The following is a 24,263-nucleotide window of genomic DNA, read 5'->3' as shown; positions in this document are numbered from 1 at the left end:
ACGACCCGCCCCTGTCGCGGCGATCGGCGCGCGACAGGGGCGGGTCGTCGGTCGGCCACTCGGCCTGGACGCCGGCCCGGCCGCGCAGGCGGTCCGAGAGCACGGCGATGGCAAGCCCGTAGGATTCGGCCGCGTTGTAGGAGTAGATCGCGTCGAAGTTCCGCGTCACCAGGAAGGCCGGGCCGTCGATGCCGGCGGGTGCGATGATGCCGGCGGGCCCGTCCCCGGAGAGCGGCCGGCCGTCGATGCGGGTGACGCCGAGGGCGGCCCAGTGGGCCACCGGCTTCTTGTTCTTGCGGCCGGCGGAGGCGACGCTGAAGCTGCGCGGCAGCTTCACCTCGTAGCCCCAGCCCGGCCCGTTCGACCACTTGGCGACGTGCAGGAAGTTGGCCGTGGAGCCTACCGCGTCGGCCACCGAATCGACCACGTCCCGGCGCCCGTCGCCGTCGAGGTCCACGGCGAGGCGCTGGTAGGTGGTCGGCATGAACTGGGTCTGGCCGAAGGCCCCGGCCCAGGAGCCGGTCAGACGTTCGGGGGCGATGTCGCCGCGCTCGATGATCTTGAGGGTGGCGATCAGCTCGCCCCGGAAGAAGTCGCGGCGGCGGTTGTTCGAGCAGGCGAGCGTGGCCAGCGACTGCACCAGGGGCATCTTGCCGAGGTTCTTGCCGAAGTTCGACTCCACCCCCCACACGGCGGCGATGGTGTAGCGGTCGACCCCGTAGCGGGCCTCCGCCTGGGCGAGCGCCGGGGCGTGCTGCTTCATCGCCGCCCGCCCGTCCTCGACCCGCTCGTCGTCGACCAGCGCCGCCATGTAGTCCCAGATCGGGGTCTTGAACTCCGGCTGCGCCTGGGACAGCTCGATGACCTTGTCGTCGTAGGCGATCCCGTCGGTCGCGGCCCGGAACGCCTGGGCGGAGACGCCGGCCGAGGCCGCCTGCGCCTGGATGCCGGAGAGGCAGGACTGGAAGTCGGCCCGCGCCGCGGTGCCGGAGAGCCCCGCGAGCAGGACGAGGCCGAGCGCGGTCCCCCGTCTCATCGGCTGCATCGGCATGGGCGCGCTCCTCGGTCTCGCAATCGGAATCTCGGGTGATTCAGGCGATACGAGGGTTAACGAACGGTTGAGGCCGTCCGGCTCACGCCCACCCCCGCTCGGCGAGCCTGGCCTCGTAGGCGTCGATGGCAGGCGCCCGCTGCAGGGTCAGGCCGATCTCGTCGAGGCCGTTGAGCAGGCTGTGCTTGCGGCTCTCCTCGATCTCGAAATGCAGGGTGCCGCCGTCCGGCCCCTTGATGGTCTGGGCTTCGAGGTCGATCGACAGGGTGGCGTTGGAGCCGCGCTCGGCGTCCTCGAACAGCTTCTCCAGGTCCTCCGGCGAGACCACGATCGCCAGGATGCCGTTCTTGGCGCAGTTGTTGAAGAAGATGTCGGCAAAGCTCGTGGAGACGACGCAGCGGATGCCGAAATCGGCGAGCGCCCAGGGGGCGTGCTCGCGGGACGAGCCGCAGCCGAAATTGTCGCCCGCGACCAGGATCCTGGACTGCCGGTAGGCCGGCTTGTTCAGCACGAAGTCCGGGTTCTCGGAGCCGTCGTCGTGATAGCGCATCTCCGCGAACAGGCCCTTGCCGAGGCCGGTGCGCTTGATCGTCTTGAGGTACTGCTTGGGGATGATCCGGTCGGTGTCGACGTTGATGATCCGCATGGGCGCCGCGACGCCCTCCAGGGTGGTGAACTTGTCCATGGGCCTGACGATTCGTTGCCGGTTGTCCGCGTGTCGCAGCCTTCTAGCAGCCCGCGCGTGCGGCCGGAAGTTTCAGGCGGGGAGGTGCCCGTCGTGGATGGCCGAGGCCACCAGCGCCCCGGCCGCTCCCGCCTGCCGCAGCGCGGCGAGGTCGCCGGGCCCCCGCACGCCGCCGGCCGCGTAGATCCGGGCGGCAGGCGCCAGCGCTCGCAAAGCGGCGATGCCGGCAAGGTCCGGTCCGGTGCCGACGCCCACGCGGGCGAGCGTCATGGCGATCACGTCGTCGGGCCAGTGGCGCGCATCCGCGTGCAGCGCCGCGGGCCCCAGGCGCTCGCTCCCGCGGCTGTCCAGCGACAGCACCATTTGCTGCCCGAGCCGGGCGACGAGGCGCGCATCCCTCTGGCTCTCGCTGCCGATCACCGGCCGGCCGAGGCCGCTGTCCAGGAACGCTTCGAGCCCGGCCGCGTCGGAAAAACCGGCATCGACCCAGAGGCCGACCCCGGGGCAGGCCCGCGCGATCCGCTCCAGGGCCGGGAGGTCGGGCGCGCGCCCGTCCATGATCGCGTCGAGGTCGGCCACGTACAGGGTGGGGCCGGGGCAGGCCGCCAGCAGCGCCCGCGCGATCGTGGCCGGCTCCGAACCCTTTGCCAAGGGCGTCTCGATCGGGGCATAGGATTGGCGCTGCCCGGCGCGTGCCCGCACCACGCGTCCGTGACGCAGGTCGAGCACCGGGATCACCGCGAACGCTTCCATCCCGCTCTCCCCCGACAGCCACAGGCCGACCGCCCGCACATGACATCGACCAGACAGATCGGGTGGGATCTCGGAGGGGTGCACGTCAAGGCGGCCCTGATCGAGGACGGCTGCGTCCGCGCCGTCGTCCAGGCCCCGTGCCCCCTCTGGCGCGGCCTGCCGGCCCTCGACAAGACCCTCTCCGAACTGCCCGACTGGGCGCGGGGCGAGGCCGAGCACGCCGTCACCATGACCGGCGAATTGACCGACTGCTTTTCCGACCGCACCGACGGCGTGGGCCAGCTGGCGGCCTGGGCGGCCGAGCGCCTGCCGGGGCACGTGGCGATCTATGCCGGGCGCTCGGGCTTCCTCGCCCCGTCCGAGGCGCGAGGCCGGGCGGCCGACATCGCCTCGGCGAACTGGCACGCCACCGCGGCGCTGCTCGCCCGGCACCGGACGGACGGCCTCCTCGTCGACATCGGCTCGACCACGGCCGACCTGATCCCGATCGTCGCCGGCCGTCCCGCGGCCGCCGGCTACAGCGATGCCGAGCGCCTGGAGACGAATGAGCTCGTCTATACCGGGGTGGTGCGCACGCCGCTGCTGGCGCTCTCCGACCACGCCCCCTTCCGGGGCCGGCGCACGCGGCTGATGGCGGAGACCTTCGCGCACGCGGCCGACGCCTACCGCCTCACCGGGGACCTGCCCGAGGGGGCCGACCAGCAGCACAGCGCGGACCTCAAGGGCAAGTCCACGCTGGAAACCGAGATCCGCCTGGCGCGGATGATCGGCCGCGACCGGGACGAGGGCTCCGCGCAGGACTGGGCGGCGCTGGCCCGGCATTTCGCCGAGGCGCAGCTGCGCCTCCTGCACGATGCCGCAGCAATCCTGCTCTCGCGCCCCGACCTGCCGAATGAGGCCCCCCTGATCGCCTGCGGCGCGGGAAGCTTCGTGGCCGTGCGCCTGGCCGCGCGCCTCGGCCGGCCGGTGCTCGCCTTCACCGACATCCTGGCCGGCCGGATCGCGGGCGATCCCGCCTGGGCCTCCACCTGCGGCCCGGCGGTCGCCGTCGGCCTGCTCGCCTCCGGGAGAGACGCATGAGCGCCCTCAAGATCCTCGCCCGCATCCTGGCGACGCGGGTGGGCCCGCATATCGAGCTGGCGGTGGCCACCGAGAGCGGCGAGGTGCTGAAGGTGCTGGCCACGCCCGACCAGATCGACATGCTTGTGGACGAGCTGGAGGACATCTTGAACTCGCCGACCGAACCGGGGCCGGACGAGCCGCCGCAGGCGGCGTAGGGCCTCGGGCCGAGACGTGAGGTTGTGTCTCGGGTTGAGATTTGGTTGGCCGGTCCGCGAAGGGTGTATGTTTGCCGGTGTGCTTTCACGAAGGCAAACTCCGAAAGCGGACACAACCTCAGAGTGCTGGGGCGCCCAGCAAGGGCTTTCTCAATTCGGGCCGTATAGCTCTTGCCGGCGTTGAACGCCGGCTAATCCGGCCGCCTCATCCTCATCTTTGAGCCGCGCCGCATTGCGTATCAGGCTCGGTCGTGCAGGCACGGCACGCCCCGCCAGCCCGTGAGCAGATCGAGCGGCGGGGCCAAGACCTCCAGCCGGCTCCCGGCGTCAACACCGCGATCCACGCAACGGCTGGCCCGTATCTTCGCTGATCACGCAGGATTGCCAGGCGCCGCCATCGGGCTCCGGCACGCCGCGCAGCAGGAGGAAGCGTGCGGAATGCGCGCCGCCAAGCTCTGCCGGAAAGCGTATCTTCCGCTTGATGAGGAACTCGCCATTCCGGTTCCAAGCCAGAGCACCGCTCTGGACCAGTTGAAGCAGGCCCGCTTCGCTTGGCAGCACGTCGTAGCGGGTAGGTGTCACACTTGCGACGACGCTCGCCGGATCGATCTCGATCACTCCACCTGGAAAGTAGTGCGCAACCATGCTCGCGAGACCGTCCGAGCTTCCTGGAACCACGACGAGGGCGTCGCCCACGACCTCGAGTGAGCCCGCCGATTTCACGATCATCGTCTTCCGATCTGCCGGCTCCGACATACGAATCCCGGCAGAAAACACCGTGAACCCCGAGACTTCGTAACGCGCCGCCGAGATCGCGTCCTTGCCTGTCTCGCGCCTCACGATGGCAAGCGTCTCGGACGCATCGACCGACGGTTCTTCGTAGAAGTAGGCGAGGCAGTCGGGACGGGGCAGGAACGTGACCTTGTCGGCCGGCAGCCCTGTCGCGCCGACGAGCGGTTTCGCATTTCGGTCCGATGAGTTTGGCGCGTTGCGCGCGGAGGCGAGGACCACGCGCTCCAAGCGGTCGAGAGCGCCCGAGAAACGCCAGATTACGGGCTGAGCCGACGTGACGACGACGTAAAGCGGCTCGGAACCGTCCTCGATCGTTATGAATCCGCTTCCGACCTCCACATCCTGCGAGCCGAGAGTCGTCGTGGACAAGCTGTCGCTCCGATAAGCCGACAGGACCATGACCTTGGCGCGCTCGGACGCCTTGGGAAGCTCGCAGCCCGCACGCGCCTCCTCCTTCTGACGGCGTCGCCGCTCCTCGAAGGCAGCCAGACGGCGCTCCTCGTAGCGACGCCGCAGGGTGATCACCTCCTCCTGCGAGATCGTGCCGTTGTGATCGGCATCCGCAGAACGGAAGGCTTGGACAAACAGCTCTTCGAACTCGATGGGGCTGAGACCTTCCTGTTCCCGCCCTGCGAAGGCCAGAATCTCGCGTACGCTTTTCGACGATCCTTCCGAGGCGCGATCCGTCAAGGTTTTTGGTACTGAATTCGACGCCTCGATCCAGGTGATGCGGCCGTCCTTGTCAGCGTCGGCGGCCATCAATCTCTGCAATTCCTCAGCCAAGGCTTGCTCTTCGCTTTTTCCACTCGGTGCGGTTTTTGTGACAGGCTCTCCGAACCTGTGATCGTATCGGCGTTTCGTTCGCAACTCCTCTTCAGTCACGACACCATCTGCGTTGATGTCAGCGCTCATGAACACCATGACCATGGCGGCGCGAGATGAGGCCAAATCAAACGCCTCTAGGAGTTGCGCATCTGCAAGGTTCAAGCGGCCGTCGCGGTTCGCGTCGAGGGTCTGAAAGTTTCGAGCAACATGAATCGTGACCCTTTCGAGCGTAGCGCCGGGTGTCAAAATCGAGCTGATTAATTGTGGAATGCTACGACCTCTCGCTAAATCCGCTTGGCCTATGCTGGGACAAAGAGTCAGGCCGGCCACAAAAACTATGGTATGAAAAATGTTTCGCATCGCAGAAGTCCGTACAATTAGCTCCTGGGAGCAGGCATAACAGGTACGATGAGAGAAAGAATTTCGTCTATATGGCAATCTGCCGTATTTAGGGTAGCGATACGATAAACAGGCAGGTGCGATTGCAAGCTCCAGATGATCTGCATCAGCGCGACGGCAGTAGAACAACAAGGCGAAAACCAAGCTGAAGTCCGCACTTGGGCGGCACTTGCATTAGCCTGTGCGATTGTGTTGGGTCGGCAACGGACGACCGAGCCGGGTCGAATGTCATACCGCGATAGGACCAGTCATGAGCGGCGGCTCCCGAAAGAGCGGCCGCAACCGGATCACCGCAAGAAATCCCCGAACGCCCGCGGCCCGTCCCCCGTCGGGATCGTGCCGGTGGGCTTGAGGGTCGTGGTGTCGATGAGCGTGAGGGTGTTGTCGCCCCAGTTCGCTACGTAGACGGTCTTCCCGTCCTTGCCCGCGGCGATGCCCTCGGGATGGTCGCCCACGTCGATCGTGGCGATTGTCGCCAGGGTGGCGGCGTCGAACACCGTCACGGTGCCGGAATACTGGTCGGTGACGAAGCCGCGCCCAGTCGCCAGCGCGATCACGTAGGGGCGCTCGCCCGTCTTCACCCGGCCGGTCTCGCGGCGGCCGGCCACGTCGATGGCCGAGACGTCGTTCGAGACCACGTTGGCGGTGTAGGCGCGGGTCCCGTCCGACGACAGCGTCAGGCCGAAGGGATGCTGGCCGACCGGGATCGCCTGAAGTTCTTTTCGCGTCTCCAGGTCGACCACCGAGACCGTGTCCGATTCCCGGTTGGCCACCAGCAGGGTGCGCCCGTCCGGCGTCACCGCCAGGCCCGAGGGGGAGCGGCCGACCGCGATCTCGCCGGCCGGAATCAGGCCTTCCGCCGAGGGCTCCAGCACGAAGACGCGGGCGCCGTACCAGTCCGCGACGTAGACGGCCCCCGTCTTCGGGTTGACGCCGATGCCGAGCGGCCCGCCTGGCAGGGGCAACGTGGACACCACCCGGCGGGCGTCGAGGTCGATCACCGCCACCCCGTGCCCCTCGGGCCGGGTGACGTAGGCCCGGCGGCGGTCCGGCGCGATGGCGATGCCGGCCGGCGCCCCGTCGACGGGGATGCTGGCCACGACCTTGGCCGAGGCGAGGTCGATCACGTCGACGGCGTTGCCGAGCTGCGTCGTCACGAAGGCCTCCTGTGCGGCAGCCCCTCCGCACAGGATCAGGCAGCCCGCCGCGAGGCCGAGGCCGGCGCGGACGAGCCGCCGGCCCTTCACGAGCCCTTCTCGACCTTGGCCTTCACCGCCTCGAGGCCGGCGCGGTAGAGGCCGCTCACCGCCTTCTTGGAGGCCTCGTCGTTGAGGTCCGGCGGCGGATCGTTGTTCATGTAGCCGCGGTAGAACGCGCCCCGCCAGGTCAGCTTGGTCTTGTCGCCCTCGCCTTCGACCTCGATCGTGGAGGAATAGTCGTTCACCGGCAGGGTCTTCACGTCGACCTTGTCGATCCGGTACATGTAGGTCTTCTTGGCCGCGTCGTACTTGGCGAGTTCCTCGACCACCGTCGCACCGCCCTTGAGGGTCAGCGTGCGGGTGGCCTTCACGTCGTTGCCGCCCTTGCCCTCGGTCTTCTCGACGGGGGGCAGCCAGCTCATGTCCTGGAAGTTGCCGACCACGGCCCAGACCTTGTCGGCGGGCGCGTTGATCTCGATGCTCTCCTGGACCTTCTGCCGGGTCGGGCCGTGGGCCTGGGCGGACAAGGACACCGTGGCGAGCGCGGCCACGGCGGCCAGCGTCTTGAATCTCATGGGCAGGAATCTCACGGGTTCGTCTCCTCAGCGCGCCGCGTCGGGATGCGGCGTCGGGTTCGCGAGGACGCGCTCGCTCCGCCCGAGGGCGGCGGCGACCTTGTCCTCGATCCAGTCCCAGGCCTCGCGCTCGTGGGGCCCGGCGGTCTTGGATATCGCGATGGCGTGGTAGGCCATCTCCGTCAGGATCTTGTCCGGCTCCAGCATGTGCAGCCGCGTCGAGAGGATCGCCGCCTCCAGCACCGCGGCCTGCGCCCGGTTGTAGCCGATGAAGGGGTGGTGGCTCTCCGCATGCACCATCCGGCCGTGGTAGCGCGGGCGGGTGCCGTCGTCCTCGATGCGGGCCACCTCGAACTCGGCGTGCCCGAAGCTGTCGGCCAGGCGCTTGCCCGGAATCCGCGCGCAGTCGGCCACCGGCCAGTCGCGCCGCCCGGAGACGGCGCCGGCGATCACCCGCACGTCGCGGGGGCTCGACGCGGCGAAGACCGGGTTGGCCTCGAGGTTCACGATGGTCGGCGAGGGCCGGAACGGCGCCAGCACGTAGGCCTCGCCCTCGCGGATCAGGCCGAAGGGCACGAGGTGCAGGTCGCCCGCGGGCGAGAGCGTGGTGACGATGGTCTCCAGGATCAGAGGCACCGGCTCAGCCCTCGTCCGCCGGCACGAGCCGGCCGCACACGAGCTTTTGCTCCTTCGCCCCGGCCCGCACCGCGTCCGCGCCGATGGTCTCCGGCGCGTCCGCGTCCGCCTCGGGGGCGACGCTGCGCGCGTCGCGGGTGCCGGGCGGCGGCGCGCCGGGGCCGGAATGCCTGGTGTGGCCGGCCTTCTTGAAGGCGGTTGTGTCCTGCGCCTCCCGGTCGGCGGCGCAGCCCCAGTCCAGGGGCTCGTCCTGCACGTAGCGCTTGCCCAGGCGCCAGGCGGTCTCGGCCTTGGTCAACTCAGCCCCAAGGTAGAAGGCGTGGGCGCCGTCGCTCGCCAGGTCGCTCGTCGCCTGCAGGTCGGGGAAGAAGGCCATCGCGTCGGTGCCGACCCTGTGGACGTCGCGGTTGTAGAGGTGGATGCCGTCCTCGGCCACCGCGATCCGGTAGTTCGGGTCGCGGACCTCGCCGGCCGCCAGCGCGATCTCGTCGGGTGTCTGCACGAACGGGCGCTTGTCGTGAAGTGCCAGTAAGTCCCGGCCGTAGCCCTTCGGCAGGGCCGCATCCGCCTTGGCCGCGTACATCACCCGGCGGGCCGCGTCGTGCTCCTCCACCGTGCGGCGGGTGTGGTTGGAGACCTGCACGATCAGCACGTTGCGCACGGAGAGTTCCGAGCACATCCCCAGCAGCGTCGCCGTGACGCCGAGGCTGTCGGCCTCGGTCAGCTCCGTGAGGTTGCCGGTGCCCATCATCATCTCGATGCCCGGCCAGCGCCGCCGCGTCTCGTGGTAGCGCACGATCGACTCGACGAAGCCGAAATGGATCGGCTCGAGGATCGGGTCGGCCATGTAGGGGCGCCCGGCCTTCTCCATCCGCGCGATGGCGCGGTCGAGCGAGGGCAGGTCGTCCGGCCGCATCGGCACCAGGACGGGGACGGCGTCGGTCTCGAAGGCGAGGTCCAGGGTCTCCTCGTTGAGGCTGAGCAGGTAGTCGGCCCCGGCCCGCGCCCCGCGCGCCAGCTCGTCCAGGGAGAAGGAATCGACGCTGACCGTGAGGCCGGCCTGCTTCATCAGCCGCACGCTGTCCTCCAGATGCGGGAAGGGCGTGTCCGGCAGGCCGCCGAGGTCGATCACGTCGGCCCCCCGGCGGACCAGATCGAGGCCCTTGGCCAGGATCTGGTCGGGGCTCATCTTCGAGGCGTCCACGATCTCGGAGAAGATGCGCAGGTCGTGGCGCGAGAGGTCCACCTTGCGGCCGGCGAGCCCGAGCCAGGCCGGCAGGTCCACGATCTCGTCGGGCCCGCGCTCCACCGGCAGGCCGAAATGGGCGGACAGCGCCTCGGGGTTGGCCCGGCAGCGGCCGGGCAGGACGATGCGGGTGGCGCCTTCCGGCATCGTCACCCGCCGCTTGATGATCTCCTCCGTCATCAGGGCGGCGACCTTCACCCCGGCATCCGCGATGCTCCAGGCGAAGCGCTCTGGCGGCAGGCCGCCTGCCACCTTCTCCAGGCGGGCGCGGGCGAGCTTGCCCGTGACGAACACGAGGTGCTCGGGCGTCTTGTCCGGTTCGCTCACGCGGCGGCCCGCTCACCGAGGGGCACGACACCGCTCGGCCCCCACAGGGCGATGGCGCCGGCAAAGCGGGCGGCGAAGGCCGGGAAGGCGGCGTCCACCAGGCCGAGGCGGGCCAGTTCCGCCGGGCTGCGGCCGGGCGGCGCGTCGGCGGACTTCACCAGGACGCAGCGGGCGGCCCCGGTCTCCCGTGCGAGCCAGAGGGCGAGGCTGTCGGAGGTCACGTCCCAGGTCTCGGGGATGTCGGGGCGGCCTTCGCGCAGGGCGGCGGGGTCCCAGACGGGGATAGCCTTCCCCTCCCCCTTGCGGGGAGGGGTCAGGGGTGGGGGTGGCTCAGAAGGGACCGCTAAGACACCTCCGGCACCACACCCACCTTCGGCTCTTCCCCGCAAGGGGGAGGAGAGGCCCGCACTCCGGTAAAGCCGCGGCTCGATCCCGCAGAACGCCTCCGCCATGTGCCCCATGGCGTCGAGGGCGAGGCGGTGGGCGAGGCTGTCGGCAAAGCCGAGGGCGGCCTGGGCCTCGCGCACCGCGTCGGCGAAGGGGCCGCCGCCGGGCACGACGAGGCAGGGGCCGTGCGCGCCGTCCGCGATGGCCGCGAGCCAGCCGCGCAGCCGGCCGGGCTCGGCCAGGAGGCTGCCGCCGAGCTTGATCACGGTGAGACCTCCGGCCCTCATGCCGCGTCCCGGCAGCCGAGCCGGCTCAAGGCGCGGACGGCCTCGGTGACGCGGGCGGGGTCGAGGGCGTGGCGGCGGTCGAGGCCGTGGCAGAGGCCACCGCGGAAGCCGAGATAGTCCGGCCTGTGTGCGGAGAGCGGCCCGATATCGGCGATCCGCAGGGAGCCGGCGAGCCCGCAGAGCAGGCCGTGCGTCCGGCAGGCAGCGGTGAAGGCGGAGAGGCCCGCGGGGTCGATCCAGTCGCCCAGGCGCCGCCCGTCCTTGCCCATCGTGTCGACCATCGCCCCGCAGAAGCCCGCCTCGGCCAGTACCGGCACGGCGTCCGCCGCGAAGCCGTCCTCGGCGAAGAGCACGGCGATGAGCCGGCCGGGGGCGGCGCCCGCGGCGGCGGCGAGCATCGCGCGATCCGACACCGGGGCCGGGCGCAGGCCGACCTTGACGAAGCCGACGCCGGTGGCCGCCATCGCGGCGACGGCCTCGGGCAGGCGGCTGGAAACCTCCGGCTCGCCCGCCACCGCGCTCGTGACCGCCCGCGGACTTAACGCCTCGCGGATGGCCCGCACGGTCGATTGCGGGAGGGCGCCGAGTGCCCCGGCCTCCGGGTCCTTGGCGTCGATCAGGTCCGCGCCGGCGGCGTGGGCGGCCCGCGCCTCGGCCACGTCGCGCACGCTGACGAGGAGGCGGGGCAGGGGGAGGGCCGACGGGATGCGGACGGACTCGGACACGGAGGACTCGGGACTGGCGGTCATGGCAAGATGGTCATGGCAAGACGGTCATGGCTCGCACGATCGGTCGTGCGCCCACGCGGAGACAAATCAGGACTTGCCGGGCAGGGGCTCGGCCAGCAGGCGGTTCTTCACCACCCAGCGCATCGCATGCATCCAGGTGTCGTCGGTGTCGGCCCGGATCACCACCTGCCCGCCGCGCACCACCTTGCCGCTGGCGACGTCGGTGATGAGGACGTTGAGGTTGAAGATCTGGTTCGAGCCCTTCTCCACATAGCCGTTCACGGCGAGGTCCGCACCCAGCGCCTTGGCGATGCCCACGGCGCAGCCGTCGCACCTGTAGAGGGGCCCCTGCTTGGCGACCTCGGCCGCCTGTGGCGTGGTGTCCACCGGCTCCAGGCCGCCGCGGTCCTTGAGGGCGTCGCGCAACGCGTCGGTGACGAGGGCGAGCTTGCGGACCTCGTCGGGCCGGGCCTTGCGGCCGCCGACCACGCCCGGATCGAGCAGTTCCACGGGAAACACCGCCGCCGTCTCCGGGCCGGCCGCGACGGCCGCCGGATGCAGCGACACGGCCATCGCGAACAGGCCGGCGGCGGACAGGGCGCGGATGGACATGGCGTGTCTCCCTGGCGGCCGGGCGGAGGACGCACGGCCGGGTGGGGCTATAGGTCGGGCTGCGGGACGCTTTGGCAATCCCGGCCGGAAGTCGCGTGTCTCGGGCCGAGGTACGAGCCGGCGCGACCGGGCGCCGTCGATCCGCCATAGCGATTCTCGAACATGCCGGCGGACGATCGCCTGTGGCGCGGCGAGAGCCCTTCGAGGTTCGTGCGAAAACCAGGACGCGGTGCACCTCACGAAACCCCAGAGCCCGGGGAGCCCATCCTCGTGCCGCGACGGCGCAGCGGGAGCGTCGCGAGAGACGCTAATCCCAAGGGTTCAGCGTCCGCGCACCGGTTGGATCGAAGTCCGCGCGATTGCGCGTAACGACGGTCAACCCATGCACGAGTGCCGTCGCCGCGATGAGCGCGTCACGCTCGGCGCGCGGGTCCGGCACATGCAGGCGCGCGCAACGCAGCGTCACGGCGGTATCGATCGGAAGGATGCGGCCCTCGAACCTCGGAAACACCTGCTGGTCGATCCAGGCGCGCAAAATCCTCCCCTGCGCTTCATCCCTGCGCCCGACCGACAAGGCCCCGATTTCGATTTCGAGAATGGTGATGACCGACAGGACAATATCCGTGATCGGCACGGACGAAGCCCACGCCAGAACCTTCGCGTTCGCCTTGTCCGACCGGCGCAGTTCCGAAAGAACGTTGGTGTCGAGTAGGAACGTTACGATAAATCCGGCGTGCGTGTCATCCCGCCCGCACGCGGCGGCGTGAATTCGAAATCGGCAACGTCCGGCTGCGCCAAAGCCTCTGCCAAGGTCACCTCCCGGCCGGCCAGCTTGCGATAGTCGCCGATGCTCAACAGGACATGCGCGGGCTTGCCGCGATCGGTGATGAAAACGGGGCCTTGTTCGGCAGCCTTCTTGGCGCGGCTGGAATCCTGATTGAACTCCCGACTCGAAAGGGTCGTGATGGTCATGACGCCTCCATTTTGTAGCTACGTTACTACAAATTTGGGATCGAGAGAAAGGCTCCTGCACGAGCGTCGCGGCCACCAGGCGCTGGTCGTCCGTAACCACGCGAAGCTGTCGTGCAGAAATCGGGATTCTTGCACGCTCCTGCGAGCGCTGGCGCGTCAATGGTTCGCCGACCACCACCTGCCACGACGTCGCCACCACCCCAAAAACTCCGCCGTTGAGTGCCGCCGCGATATGCTGTTACGTGCCGGCCGCATGCACGATTCTGCAACCATCCGGGCGCACGCCCTCGCCGCGGCCCTGATCTTCGCCCTCGGCGCCCCTTTCGGCGCCGTCCCGGCGGCGGCGCAGGAGCCGGCGGCCCCGCCGCCCGCGCCGGCCCAGGCCGCCGAGACGCATATCGGCCTGATCTACCGGCCCCAGCCCGCCCCCTCCTCCTACGACGCGGAGGCGCCGCCGGAGGACGAGGGCGTGGCCGGCGCGCGCATGGGCATCGCCGACACCAACACCACCGGCCGGTTCACCAAGCAGAGCTACGCCCTGGACGAGGTCGCCCTCACCGAAGGCGGCGTGAGCGCGGTCGACGCCGCCAGGGGGCTGGCGGCCAAGGGCGTGCGCTACGTCGTGCTGGCGCTTCCCGCCGACGAGGTGCTGGCGGTCTCCGACGCCCTCAAGGGATCGGGTGCGGCCCTGTTCAACGCCGCCGCCCCGGACGATCGCCTGCGCGGCGCCGATTGCCGGGCGAACCTGTTCCACGTCGCACCCTCGCGGGCGATGCTGACCGACGCGCTCGCGCAATACCTCACCGTGATGCGCTGGCGGAAGCTGTTCCTGATCGTCGGGCCGAACGAGGCCGACAAGCTCTACGCCGACGCGCTGCGCAACTCCGCCCGCAAGTTCGCCCTGAAGATCACGGCGGAGAAGCCCTGGACCTTCGGGCCGCTCGCCAAGGCGCGGGGCGATACGCCGACGCGGGCGGAGGCGATGGTCTTCACCCGCGGCCTCGACTACGACATGGCCGTGGTGGCCGACGAGGCGGCCGACTGGGGCGATTACGTCCCCTTCCGCACCGTCGACCCGCGGCCCGTGGGCGGCACGCAGGGGCTCGTCGCCACGAGCTGGGCGCCGGTGCTGGAGACCTGGGGGGCGGCCCAGGCGCAGAACCGGTTCCGCCGCCTGTCCGGCCGGCTGATGCGCCCCCTCGACTACCAGGTCTGGGCCTCGATCCGCGCGGTGGGCGAGGCGGCGACCGCGAAGAAGACCGCCGACCCGGCCGTGATCGTGCCCTACCTGACGGACCCCGCCTTCAACCTGCCGGCCTACAAGGGCGTGTCCCTCAGCTTCCGGCCCTGGGACCACCAGTTGCGCCAGCCGCTGATCGTGGTGCAGCCGAAGGCCCTGGTCTCGGTTGCCCCCGAGCAGGGCTTCCTGCACCAGCGCACGCCGCTGGACACCCTGGGCATCGACCTGCCGGAGACCGCCTGCAAGCTGAAGTAGCCCGGCCTGCGGCAATCGCGATGGGGCGGGGCCGGCGCATCGGCCTCGCAACGCGTGCAAAACGCCCTAGACTCGGGCATGCGGGAAACGAGCGCCGCAAGAGCGCCACGGGAGGTAATGAATGAGCCGCTGCGTCAAGGCAGGGTTTGGCGTGATCGCGCTCGGGGGCCTGCTCGGCCTGTCGGGGCCGGCCTCCGCCTACACGATCTACGTCTCGAACGAGAAGGGCAACTCGGTCAGCGTCATCGACGGGGGCACGCTCACCGTGACCGGGACCTGGAAGGTCGGGCGGCGCCCGCGCGGCATCACCGTGAGCCGGGACGGCAAGGAGGTCTTCGTCTGCGCCAGCGACGACGACCGCATCGACGTGCTCGAGGCCGCCACCGGCAAGGTGGTGCGCTCGCTCCGCTCCGGGCCCGATCCCGAGCAGTTCATCCTCGACCGCACCGGCAACCCCCTCTACGTCGCCAACGAGGACGACAGCCAGGTCACGGTCATCGACATCGAGAAGAACAAGGTCCTGGCCGAGGTGCCGGTGGGCGTCGAGCCGGAGGGCATGGGCCTGTCGCCGGACGGCAAGATCCTGGTCAACACCTCCGAGACCACGAACATGGCCCACTTCATCGACACCAAGACCTTCCAGGTGATCGACAACGTGCTGGTCGACGCCCGCCCGCGCTTCGCCGAGTTCACGGCGGACGGCAAGTTCCTCTGGGTCTCGGCCGAGGTCGGCGGCACGGTGAGCGTGATCGACGTGGCCCAGCGCCGGGTGGTCAAGAAGATCACCTTCAAGATCCCGAGCGTGAACGACGAGGCGATCCAGCCGGTGGGCGTGCGCATCACCGAGGACGGCGCCAAGGCCTTCGTCGCCCTCGGGCCGGCCAACCGCGTGGCCGTGATCGATGCCAGGACCTACGAGGTGCAGAAATACCTGCCCGTGGGCCAGCGGGTCTGGCAGCTCGCCTTCACCCCCGACCAGAAGATGCTGTTCACGACCAACGGCAGCTCCAACGACGTCTCGGTGATCGACGTGACGGCGGAGAAGGTGCTCAAGAGCATCCCCGTGGGGCTGCTGCCCTGGGGCGTCGCCATCTCGCCCAACTGAGAACCGCACCGCGATCGCCCGCCCGACGCGGCGGCACAGGGGGAGGAGACCCGACGATGACGCGCACCCTTCGGCTCGGGGCAAGAGGCCTTGCCGCCCTGGGCCTGGCCGCCCTGCTGGCGAACGGGCCGGCCCTCGGCCTCGACCTCACCAAGAAGCGCCAGACCCTGCCCGACCTCGTGCTCGGCAACGAGGAGGGCAACGACTTCGTGGTCGAGAACAAGGATATCGAGCTGGAATCCGGCAAGGCCTATCGCCTGCGCATCGTCGCCAAGGGCCGGCAGGAGTACAAGTTCTACGCCCCCGAGTTCTTCCGCTACATCTGGCTCAACCAGATCGTGATCAACCACCTGGAGATCCACGGCGGCGGCCCGCCCGACCACTTCGAGTTCGACGATCCGGGCGAGATCGCCATCGAGTTCGTCGCGATCAAGCCGGGCGACTACAAGTGGGAGGCCCGCGGACTGGAATCCAAGGGCATGACCGGCACGATCTCGGTGAAGTAGGATTTTTCGCGATGCGTCTGCCCATCCTCACCCTCGCCGTCCTGCTGGCGGCCGGCCCCGCGGCTGCCGACGACAAGGCGGCCTGCGCCGAGGGCATCGCCATGATCCGGGACGTGCTCGCTAAGAACCCGCCGGACGCGACCCTGCCGAAGCTAAAGAAGGCCCTGCGGGTGGCCGAGCGGGAGCAGGGCGAGGGCGAGTTCGACGAGTGCCTCGACGCGGTCGGCGACGCCAAGCGGGCCATCGGCCAATGAGCCAAGGGTCCTCGCCCGCTGCGGCCCCAGCGCTCGCGGTGAGCGGGCTCGGCCACCGCTTCGGCGCGCGGGCGGCTTTGTCCGACGTGTCGATCACGGTGGAGCGCGGGCGCTTCGTGGCGCTGCTCGGACCGAACGGGGCCGGCAAGACCACCCTGTTCTCGGTGGTCACCCGCCTCTACGCCAGCCAGGAGGGCCGGGTCGCGATCTTCGGCCACGGCCTCGACCGGGAGCCGTCGCGGGCGCTGGCCCGCCTCGGCGTGGTGTTCCAGGCGCGCACCCTGGATACCGACCTCACCGTCGAGCAGAACCTGATGTACCACGCGAGCCTGCACGGCATCGCGCGCAAGGCCGCCAAGGCCCGGATCGGCGTGCTGCTCGACCGGGTCGGCCTCTCCGACCGGCGCGGCGACAAGGTCCGCACCCTCTCCGGCGGCCAGTCGCGCCGGATCGAGATCGCCCGCTCCCTGGTGCACCATCCGAGCCTGCTGCTGCTCGACGAGCCGACCGTCGGCCTCGACCTCGAATCGCGGGCCGACATCGTCGCCATCGTGCGCGCCCTGGTGCGGGAGGAGGGGCTCTCGGTGCTCTGGGCCACCCACATCTTCGAGGAGATCGCACCCGAGGACGACGCCGTGGTGCTGCACAAGGGCCGCATCATCGCCCGCGGCACCGCCGGCGGCATCGGCGGGGCGGACGAGACGCTGGCCGACGCCTTCCGCCGGCTGGTGGCCGAACCGCCCAAGGTGGCCGCGTGAACCCCCGACCCGATCAGAACCGCGCGGCCTCTCCCTCCCCCCTCTGCGGGTTGGCGGACTCACATATCGCTTTCAGAACGTGCCCCGGCCCGACCGCGGGCCTCTCCTCCCCCTTGTGGGGAGGAGCCGGAGGTGGGGGTGGTGCAGGTGGCACCGGATCGCTCGATCCTGAACCACTCCCACCCCTGACCCCTCCCCACAAGGGGGAGGGGAAACGCGTTCCGGAACAGGAGCTTATCCGGCCGCAGGAAATGTACGAATCCGCCCGCAGAGGGGGGAGGGATTCCGCGCGCAGTCTCGATACGGGCACGCCCCTATGACCACGCCCACCATCGCCACGCCCGTCGTCCCGGCCGACGCCAGAAGATCCCCCGCCCATCTCGGGCGCCTCGATGCGGTCGGCTACCTGATCTGCCTCGGCGGCATCGTGCGCCGCGAGCTGCTGCGCTTCTTCAACCAGAAGGAGCGGTTCTTCTCCGCCCTGGTGCGGCCCCTGGTCTGGCTGTTCATCTTCGCCGCCGGCTTCCGCAACACGCTCGGCGTCTCGATCGAGCCGCCCTACCAGACCTACGTGCTCTACGAGGTCTACGTGGTGCCGGGGCTCGCGGTGATGATCCAGCTCTTCAACGGCATGCAGAGCTCCCTCTCGATGGTCTACGACCGGGAGGTGGGCTCGATGAAGGTGCTGCTGACGAGCCCCTATCCGCGCTGGCTGCTGTTGCTGGCCAAGCTGGTGGCCGGCGTCTCCGTCTCCGTGGTGCAGGCCTACGCGTTCCTGGCCGTCGCCTGGTTCTGGGAGACCGACATCCCGCCCGTCGGCTACCTCGCGGCCCTGCCCGCCTTCCTCGCCGCGGGCCTGATGCTCGGTGCGATCGGCCTGTTCCTGTCCTCCCTGGTGCGGCAGCTGGAGAACTTCGCCAGCGTGATGAACTTCGTGATCTTCCCGATGTTCTTCGCCTCGTCCGCCCTATATCCCCTCTGGCGGATTCGGGAATCGAGCGAGACCCTCTACTGGATCTGCGAGTGCAACCCCTTCACCCACGCGGTGCAGCTCGTGCGCTTCGCCCTCTACGGGCAGTTCGAGCCCCTGGCCTGCGCGGTGGTGGTGGGCACCACGCTCACCTTCTTCAGCCTCGCGGTCATCGCCTACGATCCCGGCCGCGGCATCATGGCCCGGCGCGGAGGCCCGGCCGGAGACAATCCATGACCCAGTTCCTTATCCCGGCGCTCGCGGCCCTGTGCCTCCTCGCCGGCCCCGCCACCGCCCAGCCCAGGGCCGATCCGGACTGGCCCTGCGTCCAGCGCAAGGTCACCTCGCTCAGCCCCGGCCAGTTCTGGACCGGCCCCGACATCGCCGCCGCCGGCGCCTGGGGCGACGACACCGACGCGGCCGTGCTCGCCCAGAAGGTCGCCTCGCGCCGCACCGACCTGGCGCAGGTCGACCCCCTGCTCGACGAGTACGCCGCCAAGCTCGCCCCGGCCGACAAGGCCAACGCGCTGACCCGCGTCTATGCCGGCGTGTTCGAGGTGCTCAACGGCGAGCGCGACAAGGTGATGAACGGCATCAGTCGCTACGCGCAAGGCCAGCGCCGCATGGCCGAGCGCATCCGCGAGGAGGCGGACCAGGTCAGCCAGACCAAGGACGCGCCGAGCGCCAGCGACGCGCGGGAGATGCCCAAGGAACAGTCCGACCTGGAGACGAAGTTCGCCTGGGACCGGCGCATCTTCCAGGAGCGCAGCCAGTCGCTCACCTACGTCTGCGAGGTGCCCCAACTCCTGGAGCAGCGCCTCGGCGAGATCGCCCGCAAGATCCAGGCGCGCCTGTAGGCGACGCGACCCGCGCGAAGCCCCGCGACGCACCCCGTCGCGGGGCTTTTTTGTTGTGGGCGGCCTGTCTGGCGCAGGGCCGGGGCTTCGATTCCGCCGCGTTCCGGCATTGCCGAATGATCCCGGATGGAGTTGCCGATAAATCCCTAAATCCTTGAAACTCTAAGGAAAATCTGTTGCAGCGACAGCACGCGGTTTCCGATTCTGCGCGCGAAAACGTGATCGACCCCGAAATCGCGGCCGGTGAGGCCGGGCCCCGATTGTCCAAGCGCGGCCGTGGCGGCATGAGTGAGCCATAAGCCCCGGTCAAAGGGGCGCGGGTCTTCGATTCTTGGAAGGTTGGGGAATGTCCATGCGGCCGCTTCGGAGCTGCCTGATCGCGTCCGTGTCCCTGCTGCCCTTCGCGGCGCAGGCACAGGGAACCCGGTCGGTGACCTTGGACGAGATCAGCGTCGTCGCGACGACGCCCGTGGGCGGGGCGGGCGACTACCGCTCCAGCGTGCCCCTGGTGCAGGCGCCCATCGGCGCGGTGCCGGCCGTGGTCGAGCCGCGCCTGCGCGGCGGCGCCCAGCCCCTCTACAAGATCCCGAGCACCGTCGAGACGGTCACGGCGGCCGACCTCGAGGCGGATCGCGGCACCTTCAACGCGGTGGCCACCCTCGCCCGCAAGACGCCGGGGCTCAACCTCTCGGACTCCCAGGGCAACAACAACCGCACCGACGTGAACTACCGCGGCTTCACCGCCTCCCCGGTGCAGGGCGTGCCGCAGGGCCTGGCCGTCTACCAGAACGGCGTGCGCATCAACGAGGCCTTCGGCGACACCGTCCAGTTCGACCTGATCCCCCCGTCGGCGATCCAGCGCATCGACGTGGTCACCGGCAACCCGGTCTTCGGCCTCAACGCGCTCGGCGGCGCGGTCAACATCCAGATGAAGAACGGCTTCACCTGGCAGGGGGCGGAGGTCACCGCGCTCGGCGGCTCGGACGGGCGCATCGCCGGCTCCCTCGAATACGGCAAGATGATCGGGCCGTGGAGCTTCTACTTCAACGGCGACGGCCTCAACGACCGCGGCTGGCGCTACGAGAGCCCGTCGACGATCGGCCGCCTCTACGCCGACCTCGGCTACCGCAGCCCCAATTCCGAGTTCCACCTGATCGGCAACTTCGCCCGCACCTTCTTCGGCGCGGCCGCCGCGACGCCCGTCGACTTCACCCATGTCGACCCGCGGGCGATCTTCACCTACCCCCAGACCACGACCACCGAGATGGGCACCATGCAGGTGACCGGCCGGGTCGACATCTCACCGACCTGGGATCTGGCCGGCAACGCCTACTTCCGCCGCTTCAGCAACACCTACATCGACGGCAACGACGGCAACTTCGAGCAGTGCAGCGCCCGGTCGAGCAACCGCGGCTTCCTCTGCTTCGAGGACGACGGCTTCACGCGGGCGGCCGGGCAGTCGGACCTCGCCTTCCGCAACCAGTTCACGATCCTGGGCGGCAACAACCAGCGCATCCCGTTCACCGCGAACGTCCCCTACGGCACGATCGACGTGACCAAGACCGAGGCCACCGGCTACGGCGGCTCACTCCAGGCCGCCAACCGCGACAAGGTGTTCGGGTTCAACAACAGCTTCGTCGTCGGCGGCAGCATCGATGCGGCCACCTACAGCTTCAAGTCGTCGAGCACGCTGGGCGTGATCAACCCCGACCTGTCCGTCACCACCGATCCCAACAACCCCTATTACGGCACCATCCCGGGGCTCGGCACCTCGCAGCTCCGCACCGCCGCCGCGCTCGGCATCGCCCCGAGCCAGGTGATCGGCTCGAACCTGTACATGGGCGTCTTCGCCACCGACACGATCGACCTGACCGACGCCCTGTCGCTCACCGCCGGCGGCCGGCTGAACTTCGCCCGCGTCACCTCTCAGGACCAGACCGGGTTCTCGCCGGACGTGACGGGCACGCACTACTTCACCAAGATCAACCCGGTGGCGGGCCTGACCTACCGCTTCACCCCGGGCCTCTCGCTCTACGGCGGCTACTCGGAATCGAACCGCGCCCCGACCCCGCTGGAACTGGCCTGCGCCAACCCGGACCGGCCCTGCCTGCTGCCGAACTCGCTGGTCGCCGACCCGCCCCTCAAGCAGGTCACCGGCCAGACCTACGAGGTCGGCATCCGCGGCCAGATCCCGAACTTCTACGAGGGCGGCCTCGTGACCTACAAGGTCGGCGCCTTCCGCACGGATCTGGCCAACGACATCATCCAGCTCGCCACCCCCGGCAATGCGGCCCGCGGCTACTTCGTCAACGTGCCGGCCACGCAACGCCAGGGCATCGAAGTGGGGGGCGAGTACACGCGCGGCGACCTCTCGGTCTACGCCAACTACGCGCTCATCGACGCGACCTTCCAGTTCAACGGGACGCTGTCCTCGCCGAACAATCCCCTGGCCGTCGACGGGGCGATCAACGTCACCCGCGGCAACAAGGTGCCGCTGATCCCCGACCACCAGTTCAAGGTCGGCTTCGACTACCTGGTCCTGCCGGGCTGGCGCTTCGGCATGAACCTCCAGGCCTTCTCCTCGGCCTACTATCGCGGCGACGAGTCCAACCTGAACCCGAAGCTGCCCGCCTACCTCGTGCTCGGCCTCAACACGAGCTACCAGGTCACGCCGAACCTCCAGGTCTTCGGCCTGATCACCAACCTGACCAACAACAAGTACGCCAATTTCGGCACCTTCGCCGAGCGGGGCAACGTCGTGGGCAACCTCACCATCAACGACCCGCGCACGACGACGCTAGCCCAGCCGCTCTCGATCTACGCGGGCCTGCGCTACAGCTTCGGCCAGGCCCCGGCGCCGATGGCCGAGCCGATCATCCGCAAGTACTGAAGGCCCTGATACGCTCCAGCCGGACGGGGGTCGTCGCGCGACAGCGGCGGCCCCCGTTTCCGTTCGGGCTCCGTCGCCGGGACCGGTGGGGGTTGACGCTCGGGGGCGGCAGTTGGAAGGAGGATCGCCTCAGAAGATCCGAGCGCAGATCCATCCGCGTGGCAGGCCGCAGGTCCGCCCGTCGTCCGGGAGCCGAACGCATGACCACGTCCTTCCTTCCGATCGACAGGAGCGTGATCGCCCGCGAGGCGGCCAAGATGCTGCTCGAGATCAAGGCCGTTCACTTCTACCAGGACGAGCCCTTCACCTTCACCTCGGGTTGGGCCAGCCCCGTCTACATCGATTGCCGCAAGATCATCTCGTATCCGCGGCTGCGCTCGACACTGATCGATTTCGCCACCGCCACCATCGTGCGCGACATCGGCTACGAGTCGATCACCTGCATCGCCGGGGGCGAGACCGCGGGCATCCCGTTCGCCGCCTGGATCGCCGACCGGCTGATGCTGCCGATGCAGTACGTGCGCAAGAGGCCAAAGGGTTTCGGGCGCAACGCCCAGATCGAGGGCGAGGTCCTGGCCGGCGCCCGGACGCTCCTGGTGGAGGACCTCGCCACGGACGGCCGCAGCAAGGTCGGCTTCTGCCAGGCCCTGCGCGATGCGGGCGCGACGGTCGACCATTGCTTCGTCCTGTTCTACTACGACATCTTCCCCAAGAGCCGCGACCTGATGGACGAGATCGGCATCCGCCTGCACTCGCTCACGACCTGGTGGGACGTGCTGGCGGTGGCCAAGGAGAGCGGCCATTTCGACGCGGGCGTGCTCGCCGAGGTCGAGAGCTTCCTGAACGAGCCGGCGCAATGGTCGGCCGCCCATGGCGGCATCTCGGCCTTCGGACAGGGCTGAGGCAGGGCGCCGCGCAAGGGGCTACGAAGGGGCCTCAAAGGGACCTCGACGGGCTCCGGGACGGCACCCTTTCAGGCCCGCTTCCTCGTGTTGACCCCACCGCCCCGCTCCCCTATTGCGGGGCCGGCCTTCCACCGGGACACCGGTGGACGCGAGCGCGTAGCTCAGTTGGTAGAGCAACGGACTTTTAATCTGTAGGTCCTGGGTTCGAGCCCCAGCGCGCTCACCATACATATCAATCACTTGGCATATTAGCGGCGCATCGTTGGCAGCGCCTAGCAACCATATAGCTACCACGCCATCGTGAGCCTTAGCTTCACGCTTGGGCGCCTGATTGCACGGACGGTCGCCTCGCCGATCGGAAGGACCTAGGGTTGTGCAGGGCCGACCGTCAGGCTTGCTTGCCCACCCCTTCCTTTCGCGGCGTTCGAGCCATCGTCATTAGGCTTTGGGGCTTCACAGCCGTTGCTATGCCCTTGCGAAAGTCGCTGCTTCGCTATCCTATCAGGACGCTTGACCAGCCGTCGAGCCTTCTGGAAGGTCCGTAGATGGACCATTCCGACTTTCTCTCTTGTTCGCCGACCGAACTCTACGGCCAAGGCGGCTACTACGATCCGGACGTTAGCCTTGAACAGTTAATCGAGTCCTCAGAGCGAAATCCGGCCGGAATCGAAATCCGGGCCGAGATTTTTCCCGGAACCGCGGTGGCGCGTGGCGCGCACCAGATCACGATCAGCCAGGACCCCGCATTCGCCCCGGCGGTCGAGCGCTTCTACCGTGAGATCGACGGCCACTTCACGAGGCTCGCCCCCTCGCTCCTCGTCCGGATTCCCCGGGCCGTCATCTGGGACAACATGATCTTCGCCCTCACCGACGACGGGGTGAAGCTCGTCTACGAGTGCTACCGGCAGATCGACCGCGCCGAGAAAGGCCCGGACCCGCTGTCGCGGTTCGCCGCCTGCGAGAGCCGGGAGCGCCTCGACCTCGGGGCCGCCAACGCCCTGTTCGTCGGCTCGGCCGGCTCATTCAACTACGGGCACTGGGTCGTCGACGACTTTCCCGCCTTCGCCGCGACGGACATCCTGCGCGCGGGCGGTCGCGAGATCGCCGTCCTGATGGCGCGGTTCTCCCCGGAGATCGACCGGACACGCAAGGAAGGCGCCGCGCTGGCCCTGGGGGAGCGGCGCGATTTCGCGATCCGGATGCTCGACCGCGCCACGGCCTACACTGTGGAGAACCTCCACTACGTCACGCCCGCGAGCTACCACCCGGTCGGCAAGAACCCGGAAGCGCTCAGCTTCATCCGCGACCTGTTCGGCCGCGCCGCCTTCGATGCGCCGAGCTTCGCCGACTCCGACAGGATCTTCGTCAACCGCAGCGGCGGGCTCTGGCGCAAGCTGCTCAACGGCGACGCGGTCGGCGATCTCTTGGCCCGTCGCGGCTACGCGCCGGTCAACGTCGATGCGCTGAACCTGCGCGAGCAATGGGCCACCTTCGCCCAGGCCCGCCAGGTGGTCGGCATCATGGGGGCCGCGATGACCAGCAGCGTGCTCTGCCCGGTCGGCACGCCGCTGACGTACCTGGCGCCGGACGGCTGGATGGAGCCGTTCTACTGGGACCTCGCGGCAGCCTGCGGCCACCGCTACGCGGCCCTGTTCGGCCCGACCGACGACCCGGAGCCGCAGATCTACCGCAGGAACTTCTCCGTCGACCTCGCGTCCCTGGAGCGGCACCTCGACCGGTTCTGAAGCACCGTCGTCGCCGGGCGCCCTGCA

Annotated in this window: 25 protein-coding genes and 1 tRNA gene; 13 read left to right on the top strand and 13 right to left on the bottom strand. The window is 69.3% G+C overall.

All coding sequences use genetic code 11. The features are described from left to right. From COGEMETH_RS11030 to COGEMETH_RS11020, 3 genes are all read right to left on the bottom strand, one after another. A partial coding sequence (locus COGEMETH_RS11030) for a lytic murein transglycosylase (protein ID WP_373875346.1) occupies positions 1 to 1,036 on the bottom strand: 1,036 nt, incomplete at its 3' end. Between the two features lie 97 nt (positions 1,037 to 1,133). Next, positions 1,134 to 1,736: a 3-isopropylmalate dehydratase small subunit gene (gene leuD, locus COGEMETH_RS11025; RefSeq protein ID WP_238182609.1), complete on the bottom strand. Its 603-nt coding sequence runs from the start codon at positions 1,734 to 1,736 to the stop codon at positions 1,134 to 1,136. A gap of 72 nt (positions 1,737 to 1,808) precedes the next feature. Beyond that, positions 1,809 to 2,489: a HisA/HisF-related TIM barrel protein gene (locus COGEMETH_RS11020; protein ID WP_238182608.1), complete on the bottom strand. Its 681-nt coding sequence runs from the start codon at positions 2,487 to 2,489 to the stop codon at positions 1,809 to 1,811. Positions 2,490 to 2,528: 39 nt separating this feature from the next. On the opposite strand from COGEMETH_RS11020, the gene COGEMETH_RS11015 reads away from it, so the two are divergent. Beyond that, positions 2,529 to 3,569 carry a hydantoinase/oxoprolinase family protein gene (locus COGEMETH_RS11015; protein WP_238182607.1) on the top strand — a complete coding sequence of 347 codons (1,041 nt, stop codon included), beginning with the start codon at positions 2,529 to 2,531 and terminating at the stop codon, positions 3,567 to 3,569. Further along, on the top strand, positions 3,566 to 3,766 hold the full coding sequence (locus tag COGEMETH_RS11010; RefSeq protein WP_238182606.1) for a hypothetical protein: 201 nt from the start codon (positions 3,566 to 3,568) through the stop codon (positions 3,764 to 3,766). Before COGEMETH_RS11015 ends, COGEMETH_RS11010 begins: the two co-directional genes overlap by 4 nt. Positions 3,767 to 4,093: 327 nt before the next feature. Here COGEMETH_RS11010 and COGEMETH_RS11005 read toward each other — a convergent pair whose 3' ends face one another. The 10 genes from COGEMETH_RS11005 to COGEMETH_RS10960 all read right to left on the bottom strand — a co-directional run bounded on the left by COGEMETH_RS11005 (position 4,094) and on the right by COGEMETH_RS10960 (position 12,751). Further along, a complete protein-coding gene (locus COGEMETH_RS11005; RefSeq protein WP_238182605.1) occupies positions 4,094 to 5,743 on the bottom strand; it encodes an EF-hand domain-containing protein in 1,650 nt (549 codons plus the stop codon). A gap of 326 nt (positions 5,744 to 6,069) precedes the next feature. Then, positions 6,070 to 7,029 carry a beta-propeller fold lactonase family protein gene (locus COGEMETH_RS11000; RefSeq protein ID WP_373875345.1) on the bottom strand — a complete coding sequence of 320 codons (960 nt, stop codon included), beginning with the start codon at positions 7,027 to 7,029 and terminating at the stop codon, positions 6,070 to 6,072. Next, positions 7,026 to 7,556, bottom strand: a complete 531-nt coding sequence (locus tag COGEMETH_RS10995; RefSeq protein ID WP_238182604.1) for an SRPBCC family protein — start codon at positions 7,554 to 7,556, stop codon at positions 7,026 to 7,028. The genes COGEMETH_RS11000 and COGEMETH_RS10995 overlap by 4 nt, the downstream gene beginning before the upstream one ends. Positions 7,557 to 7,583: 27 nt before the next feature. Beyond that, on the bottom strand, positions 7,584 to 8,192 hold the full coding sequence (locus COGEMETH_RS10990) for a DUF447 domain-containing protein (RefSeq protein ID WP_238182603.1): 609 nt from the start codon (positions 8,190 to 8,192) through the stop codon (positions 7,584 to 7,586). Positions 8,193 to 8,196: 4 nt separating this feature from the next. Next, the gene (locus COGEMETH_RS10985; RefSeq protein ID WP_238182602.1) at positions 8,197 to 9,765 is read right to left on the bottom strand and encodes a DUF6513 domain-containing protein; all 1,569 of its coding nucleotides are present in this window, start codon (positions 9,763 to 9,765) and stop codon (positions 8,197 to 8,199) included. Further along, positions 9,762 to 10,439 (bottom strand): amino acid kinase family protein, encoded by a 678-nt coding sequence (locus COGEMETH_RS10980; RefSeq protein WP_238182601.1) that lies wholly within the window; start codon positions 10,437 to 10,439, stop codon positions 9,762 to 9,764. The genes COGEMETH_RS10985 and COGEMETH_RS10980 overlap by 4 nt, the downstream gene beginning before the upstream one ends. Then, complete coding sequence (locus tag COGEMETH_RS10975; RefSeq protein ID WP_238182600.1) at positions 10,436 to 11,164, bottom strand: (5-formylfuran-3-yl)methyl phosphate synthase; 729 nt, start codon at positions 11,162 to 11,164, stop codon at positions 10,436 to 10,438. The genes COGEMETH_RS10980 and COGEMETH_RS10975 overlap by 4 nt, the downstream gene beginning before the upstream one ends. A 90-nt stretch (positions 11,165 to 11,254) precedes the next feature. Beyond that, positions 11,255 to 11,779 carry a DUF3280 domain-containing protein gene (locus tag COGEMETH_RS10970; RefSeq protein WP_238182599.1) on the bottom strand — a complete coding sequence of 175 codons (525 nt, stop codon included), beginning with the start codon at positions 11,777 to 11,779 and terminating at the stop codon, positions 11,255 to 11,257. Between the two features lie 307 nt (positions 11,780 to 12,086). Further along, a complete protein-coding gene (locus tag COGEMETH_RS10965) occupies positions 12,087 to 12,503 on the bottom strand; it encodes a type II toxin-antitoxin system VapC family toxin (RefSeq protein WP_238182612.1) in 417 nt (138 codons plus the stop codon). Continuing rightward, on the bottom strand, positions 12,497 to 12,751 hold the full coding sequence (locus COGEMETH_RS10960; protein WP_238182598.1) for a type II toxin-antitoxin system Phd/YefM family antitoxin: 255 nt from the start codon (positions 12,749 to 12,751) through the stop codon (positions 12,497 to 12,499). Before COGEMETH_RS10960 ends, COGEMETH_RS10965 begins: the two co-directional genes overlap by 7 nt. A gap of 253 nt (positions 12,752 to 13,004) precedes the next feature. Between COGEMETH_RS10960 and pedA1 the strand changes: the two genes are divergently transcribed. From pedA1 to COGEMETH_RS10905, 11 genes are all read left to right on the top strand, one after another. After that, positions 13,005 to 14,246: a lanthanide ABC transporter ABC transporter substrate-binding protein PedA1 gene (gene pedA1 / locus COGEMETH_RS10955; RefSeq protein ID WP_238182597.1), complete on the top strand. Its 1,242-nt coding sequence runs from the start codon at positions 13,005 to 13,007 to the stop codon at positions 14,244 to 14,246. Positions 14,247 to 14,367: 121 nt separating this feature from the next. Further along, positions 14,368 to 15,351 (top strand): YVTN family beta-propeller repeat protein, encoded by a 984-nt coding sequence (locus COGEMETH_RS10950; RefSeq protein ID WP_238182596.1) that lies wholly within the window; start codon positions 14,368 to 14,370, stop codon positions 15,349 to 15,351. A 56-nt stretch (positions 15,352 to 15,407) separates the two neighbouring features. Beyond that, positions 15,408 to 15,857, top strand: a complete 450-nt coding sequence (locus COGEMETH_RS10945; protein ID WP_238182595.1) for a cupredoxin domain-containing protein — start codon at positions 15,408 to 15,410, stop codon at positions 15,855 to 15,857. Positions 15,858 to 15,868: 11 nt separating this feature from the next. Further along, a complete protein-coding gene (locus COGEMETH_RS10940) occupies positions 15,869 to 16,111 on the top strand; it encodes a hypothetical protein (protein WP_238182594.1) in 243 nt (80 codons plus the stop codon). After that, positions 16,108 to 16,869 (top strand): lanthanide ABC transporter ATP-binding protein PedB/LutE, encoded by a 762-nt coding sequence (pedB, locus tag COGEMETH_RS10935; protein ID WP_238182593.1) that lies wholly within the window; start codon positions 16,108 to 16,110, stop codon positions 16,867 to 16,869. Before COGEMETH_RS10940 ends, pedB begins: the two co-directional genes overlap by 4 nt. Before the next feature lie 316 nt (positions 16,870 to 17,185). Continuing rightward, on the top strand, positions 17,186 to 18,076 hold the full coding sequence (gene pedC, locus COGEMETH_RS10930; RefSeq protein WP_238182592.1) for a lanthanide ABC transporter permease protein PedC: 891 nt from the start codon (positions 17,186 to 17,188) through the stop codon (positions 18,074 to 18,076). Then, complete coding sequence (locus COGEMETH_RS10925) at positions 18,073 to 18,696, top strand: hypothetical protein (protein ID WP_238182591.1); 624 nt, start codon at positions 18,073 to 18,075, stop codon at positions 18,694 to 18,696. Before pedC ends, COGEMETH_RS10925 begins: the two co-directional genes overlap by 4 nt. Before the next feature lie 352 nt (positions 18,697 to 19,048). Then, on the top strand, positions 19,049 to 21,586 hold the full coding sequence (locus COGEMETH_RS10920) for a TonB-dependent receptor domain-containing protein (protein ID WP_373875344.1): 2,538 nt from the start codon (positions 19,049 to 19,051) through the stop codon (positions 21,584 to 21,586). A gap of 200 nt (positions 21,587 to 21,786) precedes the next feature. Continuing rightward, positions 21,787 to 22,488 carry an orotate phosphoribosyltransferase gene (locus tag COGEMETH_RS10915; protein ID WP_238182589.1) on the top strand — a complete coding sequence of 234 codons (702 nt, stop codon included), beginning with the start codon at positions 21,787 to 21,789 and terminating at the stop codon, positions 22,486 to 22,488. Between the two features lie 153 nt (positions 22,489 to 22,641). After that, positions 22,642 to 22,717 (top strand) — tRNA-Lys (locus COGEMETH_RS10910). 475 nt (positions 22,718 to 23,192) lie between these two features. Further along, a complete protein-coding gene (locus COGEMETH_RS10905; RefSeq protein WP_238182588.1) occupies positions 23,193 to 24,236 on the top strand; it encodes a glycosyltransferase family 61 protein in 1,044 nt (347 codons plus the stop codon). The last annotated feature ends 27 nt before the right edge of the window (positions 24,237 to 24,263 follow it).

This window comes from Methylobacterium trifolii (assembly GCF_022179685.1).
In the GTDB taxonomy this organism is placed as follows: Bacteria; Pseudomonadota; Alphaproteobacteria; order Rhizobiales; family Beijerinckiaceae; genus Methylobacterium; species Methylobacterium trifolii.
This window is presented reverse-complemented; position numbering and strand designations above follow the sequence as displayed.